The organism is uncultured Alistipes sp. (genome assembly GCF_910580175.1).
Classification (GTDB): domain Bacteria; phylum Bacteroidota; class Bacteroidia; order Bacteroidales; family Rikenellaceae; genus Alistipes.
This window is the reverse complement of sequence record NZ_CAJTXD010000005.1, coordinates 170,123-189,768: the sequence shown is the minus strand read 5'-3', so window position 1 is coordinate 189,768 and position 19,646 is coordinate 170,123. Positions and strand designations below refer to the sequence as shown.

General features: G+C 60.6%; 15 protein-coding genes. 6 read left to right on the top strand and 9 right to left on the bottom strand.

Annotated elements, in window-relative coordinates; genetic code table 11:
• The first annotated feature begins 3 nt into the window (after positions 1-3).
• From rsmI to QZ298_RS07535, 4 genes are read left to right on the top strand one after another with little or no spacing between them, the layout of a single operon-like run.
• Positions 4-720, top strand: coding sequence for a 16S rRNA (cytidine(1402)-2'-O)-methyltransferase (gene rsmI / locus QZ298_RS07550; RefSeq protein ID WP_296007531.1), 717 nt, complete (start codon positions 4-6; stop codon positions 718-720).
• 3 nt (positions 721-723) lie between these two features.
• Positions 724-2,106 carry a TIGR00341 family protein gene (locus QZ298_RS07545; RefSeq protein ID WP_296007528.1) on the top strand — a complete coding sequence of 461 codons (1,383 nt, stop codon included), beginning with the start codon at positions 724-726 and terminating at the stop codon, positions 2,104-2,106.
• Between the two features lie 10 nt (positions 2,107-2,116).
• Entirely contained in the window at positions 2,117-3,022 is a 906-nt protein-coding gene (locus tag QZ298_RS07540; protein ID WP_296007525.1) for a lysophospholipid acyltransferase family protein, read from the top strand.
• Between the two features lie 11 nt (positions 3,023-3,033).
• Entirely contained in the window at positions 3,034-4,050 is a 1,017-nt protein-coding gene (locus QZ298_RS07535) for a glycosyltransferase family 2 protein (protein ID WP_296007522.1), read from the top strand.
• A gap of 153 nt (positions 4,051-4,203) precedes the next feature.
• Here QZ298_RS07535 and QZ298_RS07530 read toward each other — a convergent pair whose 3' ends face one another.
• On the bottom strand, positions 4,204-5,883 hold the full coding sequence (locus tag QZ298_RS07530) for a glutamine--tRNA ligase/YqeY domain fusion protein (RefSeq protein WP_296007520.1): 1,680 nt from the start codon (positions 5,881-5,883) through the stop codon (positions 4,204-4,206).
• Between the two features lie 13 nt (positions 5,884-5,896).
• Entirely contained in the window at positions 5,897-6,976 is a 1,080-nt protein-coding gene (locus QZ298_RS07525; RefSeq protein WP_296007517.1) for a hypothetical protein, read from the bottom strand.
• A gap of 91 nt (positions 6,977-7,067) precedes the next feature.
• On the opposite strand from QZ298_RS07525, the gene QZ298_RS07520 reads away from it, so the two are divergent.
• Both QZ298_RS07520 and panB read left to right on the top strand, forming a co-directional pair.
• Positions 7,068-7,598, top strand: coding sequence for a TrmH family RNA methyltransferase (locus tag QZ298_RS07520; protein WP_296007514.1), 531 nt, complete (start codon positions 7,068-7,070; stop codon positions 7,596-7,598).
• Positions 7,599-7,701: 103 nt separating this feature from the next.
• Positions 7,702-8,517: a 3-methyl-2-oxobutanoate hydroxymethyltransferase gene (gene panB / locus QZ298_RS07515; RefSeq protein ID WP_296007511.1), complete on the top strand. Its 816-nt coding sequence runs from the start codon at positions 7,702-7,704 to the stop codon at positions 8,515-8,517.
• A gap of 89 nt (positions 8,518-8,606) precedes the next feature.
• On the opposite strand, the gene QZ298_RS07510 is transcribed toward panB, so the two are convergent.
• The 7 genes from QZ298_RS07510 to QZ298_RS07480 all read right to left on the bottom strand — a co-directional run bounded on the left by QZ298_RS07510 (position 8,607) and on the right by QZ298_RS07480 (position 19,639).
• Positions 8,607-10,208 (bottom strand): glycoside hydrolase family 31 protein, encoded by a 1,602-nt coding sequence (locus tag QZ298_RS07510; RefSeq protein WP_296007508.1) that lies wholly within the window; start codon positions 10,206-10,208, stop codon positions 8,607-8,609.
• Positions 10,205-11,086, bottom strand: a complete 882-nt coding sequence (locus QZ298_RS07505) for a DUF5106 domain-containing protein (RefSeq protein ID WP_296007505.1) — start codon at positions 11,084-11,086, stop codon at positions 10,205-10,207. The genes QZ298_RS07510 and QZ298_RS07505 overlap by 4 nt, the downstream gene beginning before the upstream one ends.
• 7 nt (positions 11,087-11,093) lie before the next feature.
• Positions 11,094-11,960, bottom strand: a complete 867-nt coding sequence (locus tag QZ298_RS07500) for a DMT family transporter (RefSeq protein WP_296007501.1) — start codon at positions 11,958-11,960, stop codon at positions 11,094-11,096.
• Between the two features lie 12 nt (positions 11,961-11,972).
• Positions 11,973-13,412, bottom strand: coding sequence for a DUF4832 domain-containing protein (locus QZ298_RS07495; RefSeq protein WP_296007496.1), 1,440 nt, complete (start codon positions 13,410-13,412; stop codon positions 11,973-11,975).
• A gap of 74 nt (positions 13,413-13,486) precedes the next feature.
• Positions 13,487-14,902, bottom strand: coding sequence for a hypothetical protein (locus QZ298_RS07490; protein ID WP_296007493.1), 1,416 nt, complete (start codon positions 14,900-14,902; stop codon positions 13,487-13,489).
• A gap of 20 nt (positions 14,903-14,922) precedes the next feature.
• Positions 14,923-16,611: a RagB/SusD family nutrient uptake outer membrane protein gene (locus QZ298_RS07485; protein WP_296007490.1), complete on the bottom strand. Its 1,689-nt coding sequence runs from the start codon at positions 16,609-16,611 to the stop codon at positions 14,923-14,925.
• A gap of 37 nt (positions 16,612-16,648) precedes the next feature.
• Positions 16,649-19,639: a SusC/RagA family TonB-linked outer membrane protein gene (locus QZ298_RS07480; protein ID WP_296007487.1), complete on the bottom strand. Its 2,991-nt coding sequence runs from the start codon at positions 19,637-19,639 to the stop codon at positions 16,649-16,651.
• Positions 19,640-19,646 lie beyond the last annotated feature (7 nt).

The following is a 19,646-nucleotide window of genomic DNA, read 5'->3' as shown; positions in this document are numbered from 1 at the left end:
CGCATGGCCAAGCTATATATCGTGCCTACGCCCATCGGCAACCTCGACGACATTACCTTGCGGGCCATCCATGTGTTGCGCGAGGTCGATTTCGTCCTGGCCGAGGATACGCGTACGACTTCCTTTTTGTTGCGGCATCTCGGTATCGAGAAGAAGCTCCATTCGCATCATAAGTTCAACGAGCATGCTACCGTGCGGATGGTCGCCGATGCGATTGCCGCAGGACGCAGTGCCGCCCTGGTTTCCGATGCCGGAACACCCGGCATTTCCGATCCGGGATTCCTGCTCGTCCGCACTTGTGTCGAGCAGGGGATCGAGGTCGAGACCCTGCCCGGTGCTACGGCCGCCGTTCCGGCTCTGGTGCAGAGCGGCTTCCCCTGCGACCGGTTTTGCTTCGAGGGTTTCCTGCCCCAGAAGAAAGGCCGGTCGAAACATTTGCAGGCCCTCGCCGACGAGGAGCGCACCATGATTTTCTACGAATCGCCCTACCGCGTGGTAAAGTGCCTGGAGCAGTTCGCCGAGGTCTTCGGCCCCGACCGGCGGGTCTCCGTCTCCCGCGAGTTGACCAAGAAGTTCGAGCAGACCGTGCGGGGCACCCTCGCCGAAGTCGCAGCCCATTTCCGGGCCAACGAGCCGAAAGGCGAGTTCGTGATCGTCGTTGCCGGGCGTCCCAAGACCCGCAAGGGCGATGTCGCAGAACCGTTGTTTCAAAATGATTGACGCATGAAAGATTTGAATAACGATACCGGTCGCATGAAGCGTTCGTTCGCAGCATGGATCGGCGATCTGCGCAGTTTTTTGCGCGGTAGGTTCAGCCTCGACGAGGACAAGGCGCAGTGCGACGAGGTGGTCGCATCGGTTTCGAAGGGCGTCGAGTTCCGGGGCGTCAATTTGTGGGTGTTGATCTTCGCCACGATGATCGCTTCGTTGGGGCTGAACATCGATTCGGCCGCCGTCATCATCGGTGCCATGCTCGTTTCGCCCATCATGGGGCCGATCATGGGTGTGGGACTGGCTTTGGGCATCAACGATTTCGATTTGTTGAAGATGTCGTTGCGCAACCTGATGCTGATGTTCATCGTCGCCATCGTCACGTCGACCGTCTATTTCTTCCTCTCGCCGCTTTCGTCCAACAGCAGCGAGTTGCTGGCCCGCACTACGCCGACCACCTACGACGTCTTGATCGCCTTGTTCGGCGGTCTGGCCGGTATGGTCGCCCAGACGCGGCAGGATCGGACTTCGACGGTCATCCCCGGCGTGGCTATCGCCACGGCGCTTATCCCGCCGCTCTGTACGGCCGGCTTCGGCATCGCTACCGGGCAGCTGCGGTTTTTCCTGGGTGCCTTCTACCTCTTTTTCATCAATTCGGTGTTCATCGCCTTGGCGACCTACGTCGTTGTGCGGTTCTTGAGATACCCGAAGAAATCGTTCATCGACCCCAAGCGCGAGCGTTACGTCAAGCGATCCATGTTGTTGATTACCTTGGTCACGTTCGTGCCCAGCGTCTTCATCGGCGTGCGGATGGTGCAGGTGTCGTTGTTCGAGGCTTCCGCCGACCGTTTCGTCGAGCGGGTTTTCCAGTTTCCGCATACGCGCGTCATCGAGTCGACCAGTCATTACGGGCGGCGCGGCGAGTCGTCGCGCATCGAGTTGCTGTTGGTCGGCGAGCCGCTCGGCGACGAGGTAATCGGCAATGCCCGGGCGCAGTTGAGCGGTTACGGACTGGAGAAAACCGAGTTGATCGTGCGGCAGGCCGCTTCGTCGGACAAGATCGATGTGGCTTCGTTGCAGCAGAGCTATGCCGAACTGCTCGACGAGAAAAACAAGCGGATCGAACGGATGAACGGTTTGCTGAGCCGTTATAAGGTAACCAATGTCGAAGTCGAGGACATCTCGCGCGAGGTGGGCACCATGATGCCCAATGTCAGGGCCATATCCTTGACCAAGGGTATCACTTTCGATGTCGACGGCACGCCGGGCGACACGACCCTCGTATGCGTGGTCACGCCCGTCGATCCCCGCCGGCCGTTCGATCGGGAAACCTTGTCCCGATGGTTGCGTATCCGCACCAAGGTCGATAATGTGAAACTTTTCGTCGAACCTTAGGCGTGTGTTTATGGAGAATCCGAGGTTGAATATCGCACAGCGGGTCTGGGTCGAAATCTTGTGGGGTGGCATGCGCTTTTTCGCGGCCATGCCCTATTGGTTCAAGTATTACGTCGTCGAGAACGTCTTTTTCTTTTTGTTGTACTATGTGTTGCGTTACCGGCGGAAAGTCGTGTGGACAAATTTGCGCAATTCCTTTCCCGACAAGAGCGATGCCGAATTGTGGATCGTCCGGAGGAAGTTCTATCGCACGTTGGCCGAGATCTTCGTCGATACGGTCGACATGGCGCATAAGAACGAGGACAAAGCCCGCGAGATGCTGACCATCGAGCGGGGCGACGAGCAGGCTCTGCGGGTGCACGGGCGCGATTGGATCGCCATGCTGGCCCATTTCGGGTGTTGGGAATATTGTTCTTATTGGGGGCTTTTCGAACCGTCGCAGATGGTCGTGGCCGTCTATCATCCTTTGCGCAGCCCCGTTATGGAGTGTCTCTACCAACGGTTGCGCAATTCGTCGTTCGCCACGACCGTCGCCATGAAGGAGTGCGTGCGTTTCTACGTGCGGCACCGCGAAACCGGCATCGGGGGCAAGAATATGGTACTCGGATTGATTGCCGACCAGAATCCGCCGCGCCGACCCAACAGCCATTGGTTCTCGTTTCTCAACCAGGATACGATCTTCTTCGACGGTGGCGAGAAGTTGGCTCTCAAGTTCCGGCTGCCCGTTTACTTCGTGCGCATGGAGCGTATCCAGCGCGGTCGTTACCGCATGTCGTTCGAGTTGCTCTACGATGGCGTGGAGGAGGTCGCCGAAAACGAGATCACGGAGCGTTACGTCCGGCGTTTGGAGTCCATGATCTGCGAGCGGCCCGAACTTTGGATGTGGTCGCATCGTCGTTGGAAACACAAGCGTTGAAACGAGCCGCCATGCCCCTTGCCAAGATAGTCATACTCAACTGGAACGGCGTCGCCCACCTGCGGCGTTACCTGCCCAGCGTCGTCGCTGCGGCACCCTCGGGCGTGGGCGTTGTCGTGGCCGACAACGGTTCCACGGACGATTCGGTCGAGGTGCTGCGGCGCGAGTTCCCGTCGGTCGAAGTGTTGACTTCGGATCGGAACTACGGTTTCGCAGGCGGTTACAATCGGGCCTTGAAGCAGGTAGAAGCCGACTATTACGTGTTGCTCAATTCCGATGTCGAAACTCCTGCCGGCTGGCTCGAACCGTTGCTTGCATGTCTCGAACGCCATCCCGATGTTGCGGCCGTCGCGCCCAAGTTGTTGTCCGACACCGACCGGACGATGTTCGAATATGCCGGCGCGTCGGGCGGCTATATCGATTATTTGGGTTATCCCTTTTGCCGGGGGCGGATTCTGCGAACCATCGAGCCGGATCGGGGCCAGTACGACGACGAGCGCGATGTCTTCTGGGTTACGGGAGCTGCTTTTTGCTGCCGCTCGGCGGTGTTCCACGCCTTGGGCGGCTTCGACGACGATTTCTTCGCCCACATGGAAGAGATCGACCTTTGTTGGCGCATGCAGCTTGCGGGCTATCGTGTGCGGATCGTGCCGCAGAGCGTCGTCTGCCATCTGGGCGGCGGGACGCTCACGACCGATTCGCCGGCCAAGGTCTTTTTCAACCATCGCAACAACCTGGCTATGCTTTACAAGTGTGCCGCTCCGGGGCAGCGGTTCGTGGCGGTTCTCGTGCGGCCGTGGCTCGATCTGTTGGCCGCGTTCTCTTATTTGGTGCAGAAACGGCGGGCCAACTTTTGTGCTGTCTTCCGGGCTTGGCGCGAGTTCATCCGGTTGCGTCCGGCTTTGGCAGCCAAGCGTCGTGAAATCGGAAAGTCGCGCGTCCCCAAGCCGCGGCTCCATATTTATAAGAGATCCTTGTTGTTGCGTTACCTTTTCGGTCGCCGGACGTTCGGCAATATGATGGAATAAGGGTTTGCTGGGGCCTCCATGTCGGAACGGCCTGCTGTTGTGCGGGAGTCGGGATGCGTGCTCTCGCTCCTCCCGAAAGAGAAAAATTTACCCCTGCTGCATGTTTGCAACAGGGGTAAACTATGAACGAGCGGCTGCTCTTTTTTCGAGTGCCTATTTGTTGATCTTCGCCCACGAATCCTTGAGCGTTACCGTACGGTTGAATACCGGATGCTCGGGCGTCGTGTCCGTGTCGGGGCAGAAGTAGCCTACGCGTTCGAACTGCACGGCCTGCCCGACGGGAATTTCGAGCAGCGAGGGTTCCAGATAGCCCGTGACCTTGACCATCGAATCGGGGTTGAGGTTGTCCTCCCATGTTTGCCCCTCCTCCACGTCGTCCGGGTTCTCCTTGGTAAAGAGCGGGTTGAACAGCCGCACTTCCGCTTCCACGGCATCTTTGACCGACACCCAGTGGATCACGCCCTTCACGCGGCGGCCGTCGCTCGACGAGCCGTTGCCCGACATCGGGTCGTAGGTGCAGCGCAATTCCGTGATGTTGCCCTCGGCATCCTTGACGACCTCCTCGCATTTGATAAGATAGGAGTAGCGCAGACGTACTTCGCCGCCCGGTTGCAGGCGGAAGAATTTCTTGGGCGGGTTTTCCATGAAGTCGTCGCGTTCGATGTAGATTTCGCGCGAGAAAGGTACCTTGCGCGTCCCGGCAGCTTCGTTTTCGGGGTTGTTCACGGCTTCGAAAAGCTCGGTCTTGCCCTCGTCGTAGTTGGTAATGACCACTTTCAGCGGGTTGAGTACGGCCATGCGGCGTTCGGCGACCTTGTTGAGGTCTTCGCGCACGCAGTATTCCAGTTTGCCCAGGTCGATCACGTTGTCGCGCTTGGCCACGCCCACCATCTCGGCGAAGTTGCGCACTGAAGCCGGGGTGTAGCCCTTGCGGCGCAGGGCGCAGATCGTCGGCATGCGGGGGTCGTCCCAGCCCATGACGGCGCCCTCTTGCACGAGCTTCAGCAGTTTGCGCTTCGACATCATCGTGTAGGTAAGGTTCAGGCGTGCGAATTCATACTGGTGCGAGGGGAAAATGTCGAGTGCCTCGATGAACCAGTCGTAAAGCGGACGGTGCACGTCGAATTCCAGCGTGCAGATCGAGTGGGTAATCTGCTCGATCGAGTCGCTCTGGCCGTGGGCGTAGTCGTACATCGGATAGATGCACCATTTGTTGCCCGTGCGGTGGTGTTCGGCGTGGATGATGCGGTACATGATCGGGTCGCGGAACAGCATGTTGGGGTGCGCCATGTCGATCTTGGCACGCAGCACCTTCGAGCCGTCGGGGAACTCGCCGTTTTTCATCCGTACGAACAGATCGAGGTTCTCCTCCGGGGTGCGGTCGCGCCACGGCGAGGGTGTGCCCGGCACCGACACCGTGCCGCGGTTTTCGCGGATCTGTTCCTGCGTCTGGTCGTCGACGTAGGCCAGACCTTTCTTTATCAGTTCGACGGCCCAGTCGTAGAGCTGGTCGAAGTAGTCCGACGCATAGCGTTCGATAGCCCAGTCGAATCCCAGCCACTTGATGTCGCGCTTGATCGAATCCACATATTCGACGTCTTCCTTTACCGGATTGGTATCGTCGAAGCGCAGGTTGCACTTGCCGCCGTATTTCTTGGCCAGTCCGAAGTTGATGCAGATGCTTTTCGCATGGCCGATATGCAGGTAGCCGTTGGGTTCGGGCGGGAAGCGGGTCTGTATGCGTTTTTCGCCTTTGGCGATGGATTCTTCGATGATCTCTTCGAGGAAGTTCAGCGACTTCTCCCGAGCTTCGGTATTGGTTTCGACTGCCATGTTGTGGTGTATGTTAATGTTTCTTTCTGAATGCTTTTTCGATGTCGACCGAGAGCTTTACCACCTGCTGTGTGCCCAAGGCCGTGCCGTCGTAGTGGAAGACCATGCCCGCCTCGACACCCAGCGTGCCTTTGAAGAAAGTACGGTCGTAGCCCACCCACGTGCGGTTGTAGATATGTTCGGTCGTGGCGTAAAAGCTCTCGCCCGCATAGAGACCGTCCTGGCCGTAGGTCAGTCCTGTCGCCGGGTTGGCCGCATAGTTGCGCAGCGGTTGGAGGTTCTCGCCTAAATAGAGGTTGTTTTCGATTTTGATGCCCCATTTGCGGATCGTGATGTCGAGTTGTCCGCCGCACGGCTTGCGCCAGAGGTGGTCGACGCTGCGGCCGCGCTGCGGGGCGAACAGCAGGTTGGCCCGGATGTCGAAATCGAGGAATGCGTTGAATTCCCAGCCCGCGTAGGGATTGAGCAGCAGGTTGTCCGTCACGTTTTCGTTGCCCTTGCGCCCTGCGAAGTGGAACATCGAGAACGCATAGCCGAAATAGAATCCCTTGTCTATCGTGTAGCGTCCGGCCGAGAGGATGCGGAACATCTCGCGCGAGGCGTGGGAGTACATGCCTTCCCAGTCGATGGCCATTTCCACATAGGTCTTCCGGTGCGAGGTCGACTCGTAGCGCCCCATGAATCCCGACAGCCGGTTGTGGTAGTAGGCCGTCGAATCGCTGAAGAAAGCCCGGGAGTAGTCGCCCGCCAATTCTTTGCGGTCGAAGATACCCGCGTTGGCCTGGACGTTTTTCGTGTTGAACTGATAGTAGAGAATCGGGCGCGCCTTGGACAAGAATTTCGTGTCGTCGCCGAAGTGCTGCAACAGATCGACCCCTACGATCAGGCGGTTTTTCTTCATCCATTCCACTCCTACGCGCGGGGTCAGCCGGGCGCTGAAGAGCGTTTGCGGTTCGCCGAATTCGTTGGGGGCGTATTCGCGGTTGTCGAACCGGGTGGAGAAGTCGGCTCCCGCGATCAAGTTTTGCGCCAAGGCCCCCCCCCGTAGCGTAACGGTAAGAGCCAGCAGCAGCGCAATCTTTTTCAGGGTCATGTTCCGAATGTGTTTTGATCGCCCAAAAATAGATAAAATATTTTTTATTTGTTACTTTTGGCCTCGAAAACCCAGATTCTCCGAAGCTGTTATGCGAAAAATATCCAATGAAGAATTGGGGCGTCCCACGCCCGAAGAATATGCAGCCATGACCAAGATGCCTGTCATGGTGGTGCTCGACAACGTGCGTTCGGCACAGAATGTCGGGGCGTTTTTCCGTACGGGCGACGCTTTTGCCGTGGAGCATGTCGCCTTGTGCGGCATTACGGCCGTGCCGCCTGCCCGCGAAATCCACAAAACCGCCCTCGGAGCCGAGCAGACCGTGCCGTGGAGCTACCATGCTTCGACTCTGGAGTGCGTCCGGATGTTGCTGGCCGACGGCTACGAGGTTTTCGCCGTCGAACAGGTCGAGGGAGCTGCGATGCTCGATGCGTTCGTTCCGCAGCCCGGGCGGCGTTATGCGCTCGTCTTCGGCAACGAGGTCGCGGGCGTTGCGCAGGAGGTCGTCGACTTGTGTCGCGGCGCCATCGAAATTCCTCAGCTCGGGGTCAAGCATTCGATCAACGTTTCGGTCTCGGGCGGTGTCGTGTTGTGGCATTTCTTTTGTCGGCTGAAGCCGTAGCGGCAGCGCCGGTCGGGCGGCGGAGCGCAAATGGGGGAATCGGTATTGTGAAATGCGAATTAACTTTCTATCTTTGCGCCCGATTCAAAAACCCAAATCCGAAATGTCAGTAGAAAGTACTGTAAGAGCCGTGACGACCTACCGTCTCACGGAGATGAAGCAGCGGGGTGAGAAGATCGCCATGCTTACTTCTTACGATTATTCGATGGCCAAGATCGTCGATGCCGCAGGGATCGATGTCATTCTGGTAGGCGATTCCGCCGCCAACGTCATGGCCGGTTACGAAACGACGCTCCCTATTACGCTCGATATGATGATCTATCATGCCCGGTCGGTCGTGCGGGCTGTCCAGCGGGCTTTGGTCGTCGTCGATCTGCCGTTCGGCACCTATCAGGGCAACTCCAAGGTTGCGCTCGATTCGGCCGTCCGCATCATGAAGGAGACCGAGGCCGATGCCGTGAAGATCGAGGGCGGCGAAGAGATTCTCGAATCGGTGCAGCGTATCCTTTCGGCCGGCATTCCTGTCATGGGGCACCTCGGACTGACTCCCCAGTCGATCCATAAGTTCGGTACTTATACGGTTCGAGCCAAGGAGGAAGCCGAGGCTGAGAAACTGGTGCGCGACGCCCATCTGCTCAGCGAGGCCGGGTGTTTCGCCTGTGTGCTGGAGAAGATTCCCGCAGCCTTGGCCGCCCGCGTCTCGCAGGAGATCAAGATTCCGACCATCGGCATCGGTGCCGGGGGCGCCTGCGACGGGCAGGTGCTCGTCATCCACGACATGCTGGGTATCAACAAGGGGTTCTCGCCCCGCTTCCTGCGCCGTTATGCCGACCTGCATACGGTCATGACCGATGCCGTTACCGGGTATATCCGCGATGTCAAGGAATGCGACTTCCCCAACGAAAAAGAACAGTATTAGGATTGGCTGCAAAAAGAGGGTGTGTCGAACACCTCTTTTGGCTAAACTGCCCTTGCTGCTTGTATGTGCAGCAGGGGCGGTTCGCTTTTTCACTTTTCCCGTTCGAAATAGGGCAGGGTCTCCAGATCGACGGCCACTGTGACCGTCGCTGGGCCTCGGTAGCGTTTGCCGTCGAATCCCCGCCAGCGGCCCTGCGGCAGCGCCACCCTGTGGTGCGTCGCGCCGGCTTCGACCACGGGAGCTACCAGTAGCCGGTCGCCTAGCATGAATTGCTGTTTGCACGAAGCGAGGCCCTGCCCCGGGAAAGCATATTCCATCGGGCGCAGGATCGGTTCGCCCGTGCGGCTGCTTTTGCGGGCCTCGGCAAGGATGTAATCGGCATGGCGCTGGCGCAGGGCGACGCACTTCTTCACGACTGCCAGGTGTTCGGCATCGAGAATCCGCCACGGGGCGGCTGAAAACTGCATCATCGGCATCAGCGCATGGCATTGGGCCGAGCGTACGATGAGTTCCTGGTCGAGCGGCGCACCTTCCAGAAAGGAGATAAATTCGCCTCCGCCCACCATGTCGGGACAGCTGAATGCGTAGCCCATCAACCCCGCAAGGGCCATCGAGGGCACCAGCTTGCGCAGGTCGTCCCAGCTGTGGCTCTTGTCGCGCAGGCGTTCGACCAGCGGCTGCCCGCCCATCTTCCACATCGCCCGGTATTCGTTGAGCGGGTATTTCAGGCCTGTTTCGCCGAAAAGACGGCTTTGCTCGTTGGCCGACACTCCGCCGTAGCTGCTTCCCCGGGCATAATATTCTGCATCGCCCGCGTCGAACTTGAACCCGTCTACGCCGTATTCGCTTTGCAGCCGGTCGAGTTGTGCCTCGAACCATTCGCGTGCCGCGGGATTCGAGAGGTCGAGCACGGCGCTGTATCCGTTCCACCACGGCACGATGCGCGGTACCGCGGCTCCGGTCGTCTCGGACGGCAGCGCATTGCCGAGCGGCGCGGCGCTCTCTTCGGTTAGAAAGGCGCCGCGGGCCAGCAGCTCGCGGAACACGTCGCTGTCGGGGCTGACGAACGGGCAGACCCACAGCATCACTTTGAATCCCATTTCGTGCAGGCGTCCGATCAGGGCCTTCGGATCGGGGAAGCGGCCCGGGTGGAAGTCCCATTTGCCGTAGTCCTCCTGCCAGTTGTCGTCGATCATCAACACGCCCGGCGGAAATCCGTGGGCTACGATGTGCTCGGCATAGTTCAGGATGTCGCGTTGGTTCTGGTTGTATATCAGTTCGATCCACGTGTTGTACTGCGGGGCTGCGAAGAGCAGTTCGTCGGGCAGGCGCCCTTGGGGAGGGAAGAAGTTGCGGGAGGCGTGGAGGTAGGCGTCGCGCAGGTTGTCGCCCGCCTTCGTGCGGATGATCTCGCCGCTGGCGGCGGTCGTCTCCACCTTGCCGTCTGCGATGGCGAAGCCGAACGGTTCTTCGCTCCAGATCACGTTGCCCCGGTCGGAGAGTAGCAGCGGCTGCACCTGGTTGCCGTAGCTGTTGGCCGTTGGGTCGGCCTGGAAGTGTTCGTCGGGAAGCACGGGCATCGATTGCCCTTGCGAAACGATGCCCGCCCACCATCGTTCGGGCGTTTGGGGTTGTGCCCATGCCGCCATGCTGCACAGCATGGCGCACAGAAGTCCTGCGGTCTTTTTCATTCGGTAGTAGCGTTTTTTCGGGGTTCGTTCGTTTTGCGGAGCGCGCGCGTGATCCGTCGGATGTCGCAGGCCCCTTTTACCACGACGCGCTTTCGGGCGTCGAGCAGATAGAAACACGGCACCTGCCGCAGGTCGTAGCGCCCTTCGTAGTGGAGTTTCGCACCGGGGTCGTAGGCCGCGATCCAGCTTGCGGGGTAGCTCGCCGCGTGCGTGCGCCAGAGATCGAACTCCTCTTCGGGACTGCTGTATACCGCCAGGATGCGCAGGTGCCCTTGTCGTTGCGGACGGCGGATGCGGCGGTCGTTTTTCAGTTGCCGCGCGGCTTCTGCGCATTCGCCGCATGTCGGGTCGGTAAAGAAGAGTAGGGTATATTCCGCTTCGAGCGCATAGAGCGACGACAGCCTGCCGTCGGTCAGTACGCAGTCGAAATCGGCCGCCGGTGTTCCCGGGCGGTTGCGGCGGGCCATGTTTTGCTGGTAGCGGGGCCGGAGTTTCTCGTAGTCGGTCAGATGCGATGAGCCGATGATCGGCCCGAGGGCATGGAGGTAGAGTTCGTCGTTGCGCAGGGGCGATTCGGGCGAGTAGAGGTATTTCTCGCACAACTCGCGTAGCAGCAGGAAGTTCGCGTCCTCGTTCTCGGCCTCGGCGAGCAGGGCTGCCAGCAGCGGCCCCGTTCGGGCGGGCGTTAGCCGTTCGTCTTCGAGCAGTTCGACATATCGGGCGAAGCGTGCCTCGATCGCTTCGGGGTCGCGGGCCGTCGCCGGGTCGTTCCAGTCGGTGTCGGCCCAATAGACGGTCGCTTCGGCAAGCCGTTGGCCGGGCGTCGGAACGCATGCGCTCATCAGCACGGCGAGCAGCAGGGCAGAGTGTCGTTTCATGGGCGGGTCATTCGATCGACAGGGCCACGAGCGCCGCGGCAGCCAGTACAAGCCCTGCGAGGAGCATCGGGCCGGGAATCACGGCGAAGAACACGAGCGACAGCACCACCGTGATAAGCGGCGCCAGTCCCTGCATGGGCGACACGATGATCGCCTTGCCGTAGCGGTAGGCGTAGACCAGCGTCAGCGCGCCGATCGAGTTGAGCATCTGGGTAAAAAAGCCTTTTGCATAGAGTGCCGGGGCGATCGCTTCGGCGGGGCCGGCCATCGCCAGGGCGGCCGGCACGAGCATGACGCCGGTAAGGGCCATGTAGAAGAAGATGCTTTCGGCGCTCATCGACCGGTTGGCGAACTTCATGATGTAGCCCTGCACGCCCCAGGCTACGAAGACGATCGCCGCCAGCACGAGCCAGAGGCCGCCTTCGGCCTGCTGGCCGCTGCCGTCCTGCCACGAGAGGAAGAAGATGGCCGCCAGCGCGACCACGATGCCGGCCGTCTGTATACGGTTGGCCCGTTCGTGCAGCAGGACGAGCGACAGGGCGATCGTGATGACGGGCGACATCGACACGAACGGAAAGACGATGTAGGCCGGGCCGTGGCGCAGGGCTTCGAAGAGCACGAGTTGGCCGCCGGCGCCGAGCAGTCCGGCGCTCATCCCCAGCAGGAGCGAGCGGGGCGAGCGGTCGATCTTCCGGCCGCCGATATACAGGGCGACCGCGGCGCAGGGCACCATCGAGAAGGCCCACACCACGTAGACCATGCCGGCAGGAAAACCCTCCTGCTGGATCAGTTCGCTGAATTCGCCCCACACGCCCCACGTGAGGGTCGTGATCAGGGCGAAGAGCAGCCATTTGTGTTTGAGCAGATAGTTCATGGCGGCAAGGGGTTATCGGGCGGTAAAGGTGTAGAGACGGTTCATGCCCAGCGCAGCGTTCCACGTCTCGGCATTGGCCGTGCGGATCGAGAAATGCGGGTTCGAACGCAGCGTCTCGGCGCCGTCGGGCAGGTTGAGGCAGAGCGTGTAGCTTTTGCCGCTCTCCAATGCCGGGGCGGTAAATTCGGCCGTCACGACATAGGTGCCGCCGCCGAACCACCGGCGCGGATCGTCGGGCAGCGCCACGGTGTGCACCGCCTTGCCCGTTTCGTCGGCCACGAAGACCAGTTCGGCGCCGCGCGGGTTGATCGGCGCTGCGAATCCTGTGTTCTTCAGCCGGACGACGGCTTTGAAGGGTGCTCCGGCTTCCGGATGCAGGGTGAATTCGCCATCGGTCAGCACGAGCCGGTAGCCCAGCCGCTGTTCGATCTCGTCGAAGCATTTGTTGTCGTGCCAGCCTTTGATGACCCCCTGGTGGTAGCTGATGTTCAGATACGACCAGTGGTATTTCTCCATGTCGGAGAGCGAGTTGGAGCAGGAGCAGAACGTCGACACGCCGCATGTTTCGCCGCCCATGGGGGTGTATTGCGAGTCGTTCATCCACATTTCGCGCTGGGTCTTGTTGCCGAACGTACCCACGTCGTTGCCGCTGGCCAGGAAGCAGTCGTTGTGGCCGGCGATGCGCGAGCGGATCGAGCCGTCGTGCGCCGTGGCGCGGGTGATCGAGTCGGCGCCCGTCAGGCCGAAGCACATCATCAGGGCCTGCGGCGTGCGGATGGCGACCGTGCGGTCGTCGGGCATGGCCTCCAGCAGGGCTTCCATTACCCGGCGGCGGGGCAGGAAATCTTCGGCCGTCGCAGGTTGGAAGTTGAAGTGGTCGGTGTAGTACCATTCGCCCCATACGCCCACGAATCCGGCTTGCAGCACGTAGATCACGTCGCCGTATTGGCGGAACAGGGGCTTGAGCTGTGCGATGTGCTGCATGACGATTTCTTCCTCGGCATCCCAGGGTTTGGCGCTCTCGGCGTCGGAGTTGCAGTAGGCGAAGCGCAGCACGCATTTGCAGCCGCCCGCGCGCAGGGTCTCCATGTTGGTGCGGATGAGCGCCAGCGCCTGGTCGGAGATCGGTTTGTCGATGAAGTCGCGCAGGAAATACTCCGTCAGCACGAGCGTGCGGTTGACCGTGCGGTTGACGGTCAGGGCGCCCGCCGTGAGGGCGGCCGGAATCTGCCCGTCTTCGAAATGGTAGGCGTAGGGGTAGTAGAATCCTCGTTCCGGATTGGGAAAGGCGGTGCCGAGTTCTTCGTAGGTTGTTCGGGCCAGCGTGTCGGTGGGGTCGGTGCCGGGCTGTGCGCCGTTTTTCGCCGGATCGTCGTCGGAGCAGCCGTTGACGACGGGCATCGCCGCTGCCAGGAGCAGCGCCAGGAGTAGCCGGGTTTTCTTGCAAGTCATAGGTCGTCGGGTTTTTTGTGAAAAGATACCGGCATCGAAGCGTTCGGTGCCGGTATCGGGTCTTTTGTTTGTCGCTACGGCAGGGCGATCGTCAGTTTTTCTGCGGCGCCGAATCCCTCGTCGGTTGCCGGGCCTTGCGGCAGGATGCCGCACTCCGTCCAGTCGTTCTGGAGGTAGATGCCGATCTTGGCCCGGTCGCCCAGACCGGGAATCGCCGCGCGGGCGATCGAGGCTTCGATGGCCGAGATGCCGTTGCCCAGGTCTACGGCTTTCGAGCTGTTCGTGGCGCCCGAGCCGCCGGCCGCGACTGATGTCCATGCCCACTGGGCGGCCAACGGAGTGCCCGAGTACATGAATATTTCGGCCCACGACCAGCCCGGCACGGCATCGTTGCCATCGAACAGCAAGCCGCAGATGTAGATTTCCGTGCCGTCGTTGGCGAATATCCAGCTGCCGGCACCCGTCGTGGCGAGGCCGTCGGAGTCGACTGCCAGGTCGGTGTCCATGAAGACGTTCAGACGCAGTTTGTCGGCCGGATAGGCGTTGTCGTATTCCACGTAGAGGTAGATGAAGTCTTTGTCGGAGGCGACCTTCATGCGCTTGGCTCCGGGGTAGGCATCGGCAGCATCGGCCGGCAGGGAGCTTTCCACGGCGATTCCGTCCCAGTCGCTCAGGTCGCCGTCGACGACAATCGTCGTTTCGGCCGGCGGAGGAGTCGGGGTTTCGCCGCCCTGGTCGTTGCGTCGCGTGAAGTCGATGGCCAGTTTCTCGGCCACGACGTTCTGACCGTCGACGGCGCTGCCTACGGGCAGCCAGCCCACGGTTGTCCAGTCGGAATTTTGGAACACGGCGCCGATCAGACACTTGTCGCCCAAGCCCGGAATGCTGCGCGAAATGGATATTTCGACCGCCGTGTTGCCGTTTTCCAGCGTCACGGCCTGCGAGCCGCTCACTACGCCTGCTCCCGGCTCAAGAATCGTCGTCCACTCCCATTCGCTCGCCATCGGGCCGCCGGCATATTGGAATACTTCGGGGTCGAACGAGCCGATGGGCGCTTCGAAGAGCAGGTCGGAACCGTCGTTGGCGAAATCCCAGCCACCGAAGCCCGTGGTCGCGGAACCGTTTTCGTCCATCGCTCCGTCGGCATCCATGTAGAGGTCGAGCGTGCCGACGTCGGCCGTGCCGTCGTACTCCAAATAGATGTAGATGTAGTCCGGATTGTAGGCGGCCATCATCTTGCGGGCGACGTGCGTTGCGGCGTCGGCCGGTGCCGTGAATTCGAAGATGTCCGCCTTGTCGAGCGCTGCCCAGTCGGAGAAGTCGCCGTCGATCGCGATCTGTGCGTTCGACGGAGTACCCTCCCCCGGCCCGGGGTCGGGCTGGTCGCCGCCGATGATCGGCCCGGCGACGGGATCGTCGATCGTGCACGCCGTCAGGCCTAAAAGAGCCGTGCAGAGAAGCGCCGTGAATCTGAAGATATGCTTTTTCATGGTCGTGTCGTTTTGTCGGGTTAGTTGTTCTGCGGAATGCCGCTTACCGAAATCTCGTCGTAGGGGATGCGGTATTGGATGCGGTTGTCGGTGTGGTCGATTACCTCCCACGGCTGAACGCCTGCGAAGCGACGATCCATCGACAGGCCGTTGCGGAAGAGGTCGAATGCGCGGTGTCCCTCGAAGCAGAGTTCCAGCCGGCGTTCGTCGAGCACGACGTCGAGTGCGTCGGCATACCCCGCATCCTGCATGTTCGATTCGGTGTAGAGTGCGTCGCCCGTCAGTCCGGCACGTTCGCGGATGGTGTTCACGTCGGCGAGCGCCGCTGCGACGTTGCCCGTTTTGGCGTAGGCTTCGGCACGGTTGAGGATTACCTCGGCCCAGCGGATCATCACGGGCGAGCAGAGCAGCGCCACGCCGTCCTGGCCCGTGAACTTCTTGCACATGAATGCGGGGCAGGTGTTGAACGTGTAGCACTTGCGGTCGATGAACACCTCGGTCTTCACGCCGTTCCACGTGATATAGTATTTCGTGTCCCGGTTGTCTTTTTCCGCCGTGATGTTGTATTTCGTGTCGTTGTCCATGAACCAGTAGTTGCCGTCGGTCTGCTCGACGTCGCGGATTTCGTTGAGCCGGAAGGAGTCGTTGTTCCGGCTCTCGACGGCCCAGCGTACTTGCAGCTTGCCGTCGGGGTCGGGCTTGAGCTGTTCGCAGTAGCCCGTGTAGCGGCGGTCTTCCGGATGGCGCTGGAACAGCTTGACGAGCGGATCGGAGTAGTACATTTCGGCCCAGCCGCCCACGCCCTTTTCATCGGGGGTGTAGAACATCGATCCCATCGTTTCGCGGCCCACGGGGTCTTCGGTACCCTGGGTGTGGGCTACGGCCCACAGCGTTTCGGGCGAGGCGAGCGCATGGGCGAAATAGCCCTCGCAGTCGGGATCGAGCTTGCTCGCCGCCGCCGCGCCGTTCAGCATGCCGTTGACCGTTTCGATCACCAGTTCGTTTTCGCCGCGATAGAGATAGACGCGGCTCAACAGCCCCAGTGCGGCGTCATGCGAAATGTAGCCGTGGTTGACTACGCGGCTTTCGTCCGCGGCCATCAGTGCGGCGGCCTTGATCAGGTCATCGCGCACCTGGTCGTAGACGGCGCCCACGGTCGCACGCACGGAGACGTTGTCTTCGGTGGTCGTGTGAATGATCACGCCCATGTTGTCGCGGCCCATCGAGTAGGGCTTGGCGAAAAGCGTCGCCAGGTTGAGGTGGCAGATGGCGCGCATGAAGTAGTTTTCGCCCAGAATGTGGTCGTAGACCGGCGAGCGCCCCTCGGGCAGGGACTCGATGATCGAGTTGGCCGAGTAGATGATGTGGTAGGCGCACCACCACAGGTAGGCGTTGGGATTGGCCGTTACCAGGTCGCTGTAGCAGATTTCGTCGTAGAGCGGGTCTTCGGTTTTGTGGGACAGCGTCACGTTGTCGCCGTGGAATTCGGACATCTGGAAGAAGTGGCGGATGTAGGAGTTGCCCGTATAGACGGTGCCCTTGTACTCCAGATGATCCTTGAACATCGAGTAGTTGCCGTCAGTGCTGTATACGGCCGACGCCGGGTTGTCCGCCAGCTGACCCGAAGTCATGGCGTTGGTGGGGTAGTAGTCCAGCTCGCAGGCCGTGAGCAGCAGCGGGAGGAGCAGTATGGGGATTATCTTTTTCATCGTTTTGTGTTTTGACGGTTGGTGTTGTCGCGGCGCATCAGAAAGTGAGGTCTACGCCGAACATGTAGGTGCGTCCCACCGGATAGGGCGAGGAGTACATGCCGGCCAGCGTGTATTGCGTGCCTTGCAGGTCGATTTCGGGATCCATGCCCGAGAAGCGCGTGAAGGTTGCCACGTTGTCCGTCGAGAAGTAGAGCCGCAACCCCTGCATGTGCATTTTGTTGACGATCTTGCGGGGGAAGTCGTAGGCCAGCATGATGTTCTTGATGCGGAAGAAGCTGCCGTCCTCCAGGTAGCGCGACGAGACGGCGTTGGAGTTCTTGTTGCCGAACGACACGGCCCGCGGATGCGAGGCGGCGTCGCCCTCTTTCTCCCAGCGCTTCCATTTCAGGCCGTTGTCGAACGATATCATGTTGTAGTTGGTAAAAGCGCCATCGTTGTCGTAGATCGTGCGGTCGTAGTTGAAGATTTTGTTGCCGTAGACGAAGTTGCAGGCCACGTCGAGCGTGAAGTTGAAGAAGCGGAACGTGTTGGTAAAGCCGCCGCTGAATTTGGGCGTGGCCTTGCCCACGATTTGTTTCTCGGCTTCGTTGTAGACGTTTGTGGGGGCGGTGCCGATCACGTTGCCCTCCTCGTCGCGCAGCAGCTTCTCCCACACGGGATCGCCGTTCGAGGGGTCGACGCCCAGCCATTTGGGCATGTACCAGCTGTATATGTCCTCGCCCGGAATGACGATCTGCGTTACCGTGCCGCTCGTGTTGGATTGGATGAATCCTTCGGGGGTGGGGGTCGAGAGCACTTTGTTGCGATTCACGCCGATGTTGAACGTCGTGTTCCACACGAAGTTCTTGTGGCGGATGTTGGTCGTGTTGAGCGCGATTTCGAAGCCGCGGTTGCGCACCTTGCCGGCGTTGTCGGTGAATTCGAAGAATCCCGTGTTCGGAGCTGTGGGAACGTTGAGCAGCAGGTCTTTGTTGACGATGTTGTAGAAGTCGACGGCGATTTCCAGTCGATCCCACAGGTTGATATCCACGCCCACGCTGGTCATGTCGGCCGTCTCCCAGCCCAGATAGGGGTTGGCCTTGCGCACGGGCACGGCGCCCACGTTGTTCTGATACTGGCTCGACAGCGTATAGGAGTCGAGATACATGTAGGAGCCGATCGACGAGTTGCCTGTCTGGCCCCACGAGGCGCGCAGCTTCAGCAGTTTCACGGCGTCGCTATCCTTGAGCCAGTTTTCGTGGCTGATGACCCACGAACCCGACACCGAGGGGAAGTAGCCCGTGCGGTTTTTGGGCGCGAATTTCGAGCTGGCGTCGGCACGGAACGAAGCCGTGAGGATGTATTTGTTGGCATAGCTGTACTGGGCCTGTGCGAAAAGCGAATAGCCTTCGCCCCAGATGTCGTAGCCGCCGTTGGCGTAGGGGATCGTCGCATCCAGCGACGGCATGCCCTGCGGCATGTTCTTGCCCGTCGTGTGGGTATACTCCTGCTTGTTGATGCCGTATTCGTAGCCGATCAGTCCGTTGACCGTGTGGTCGCCGAAGCTCTTGTAGGCTTTCAGCAGGTTGGAGGTCGAGAGACCCCAGCCGCTGCTCAGGTTGTGGTAGAGCGTGCCTTTCGGGTCGTCGGTGTCCGAGAACGTGCGCGGGTCGTTGTAGGCGACGTATTTCGAGTGTGAGGTGTCGTAGCGGTTCGACGTGGTGAACGAGAGCCACGGGGCGATCTGCCAGACGAATTGGAGGTCGGCCGTCAGGTTGTCGCCGTGCGACTTGGCGTAGTTGAAGTCTTCGTTGTAGAAGATGTTGTAGCGGTTCTGCGACAGCCACGGCAGCGAGGTGTCGTGCAACAGGTCTTTGGGCGATCCGTCCGCGTTGTAGGGGTTGTCCCAGGGCAGCAGGCCGTAGGCGTATTCGAGCGTCTGGTAAGTCGAGGCACTTTTGTCGCGCGTGTCGGTGTAGGCGATGCGCGTGTTCATCTTCAGTGAGCGGTGGAGTTCGGTCGAGAGGTTCACGCGCGCCGTGTTGCGGATGTAGTTGGTGTTGACCAGCGTGCCGTCTTCGTTGTAGTGGTCGAAGCTCACGAAGTAGTTGGTCTTGCCCGAGCTGCCGGCCACCGAGGCGTAGTAGTTCTGCACCACGCCCGTGCGGAAGATGGCGTCTACCCAGTCGAAGTCTTGGCCGAGCAGCGACTCGGGACGCTGGGCGTTGAAGAGCACTTCGGGCATGAACGACTTCTGGGTCTGATAGAGTTCGTGCGAGTCCATCATCTTCAGCCGGCCCTGGAGCACCTGCTTCATGCCGGCCGAGAGTTTGAAGTTGACGGTCGTTTTCTGACCCTGCTTGGCCGATTTGGTCGTGATGACGATCACGCCTCCCGCGCCCTCCGAGCCGTAGAGCGCCGTGGCGCCGGCATCCTTGAGTATCGTGAGGGTTTCGATGTCGTTGGGGTTGAACGAGCCGCCGATGATGCCGTCGACCACATAGAGCGGGTCGGAGTCGGCCGAGATCGAACCCGTGCCGCGCACGCGGATCGTGGCGGCCGATCCGGGTTGCCCCGAGGTGTTGTAGACCAGCACGCCCGCGGCCTTGCCTTGCAGCATGTTGCCTACGTCGGGCGTTGTGATGGCGGTTAGTTCCTCGCCCTTGAGCGTTACCACCGAGCTGGAGAGTTCGGCCTTGGTCTGGGTCGAGTAGCCCATTACCACCACGTCGTCGAGTTGATTGCTCCGGCTGCGGAGCCTCACGTCGATTACCGTGCGGTTGTTGACGCTCTCCCGGGCCGTCTCGCAGCCGATGAAGCTGAAGACGAGCACTTCGTCGGGATTCGCCGCCAGCGTGTAGCGGCCTGTGGCGTCGGTCGAGGTGCCGCGCGTCATGTCGCTTTCGACGAACACGGTCACGCCGACCAGGGGCTGCCCGTCTTCGGCCGCGACGACCGTGCCCTCGACCGGAGTCTGGGCAAAAGCGCCCGCCGTCTGCAAAAGCAGCCAGGCGCATGCGATTTGCGTCTTGTTTAGTAGTTTCATGTGCAGT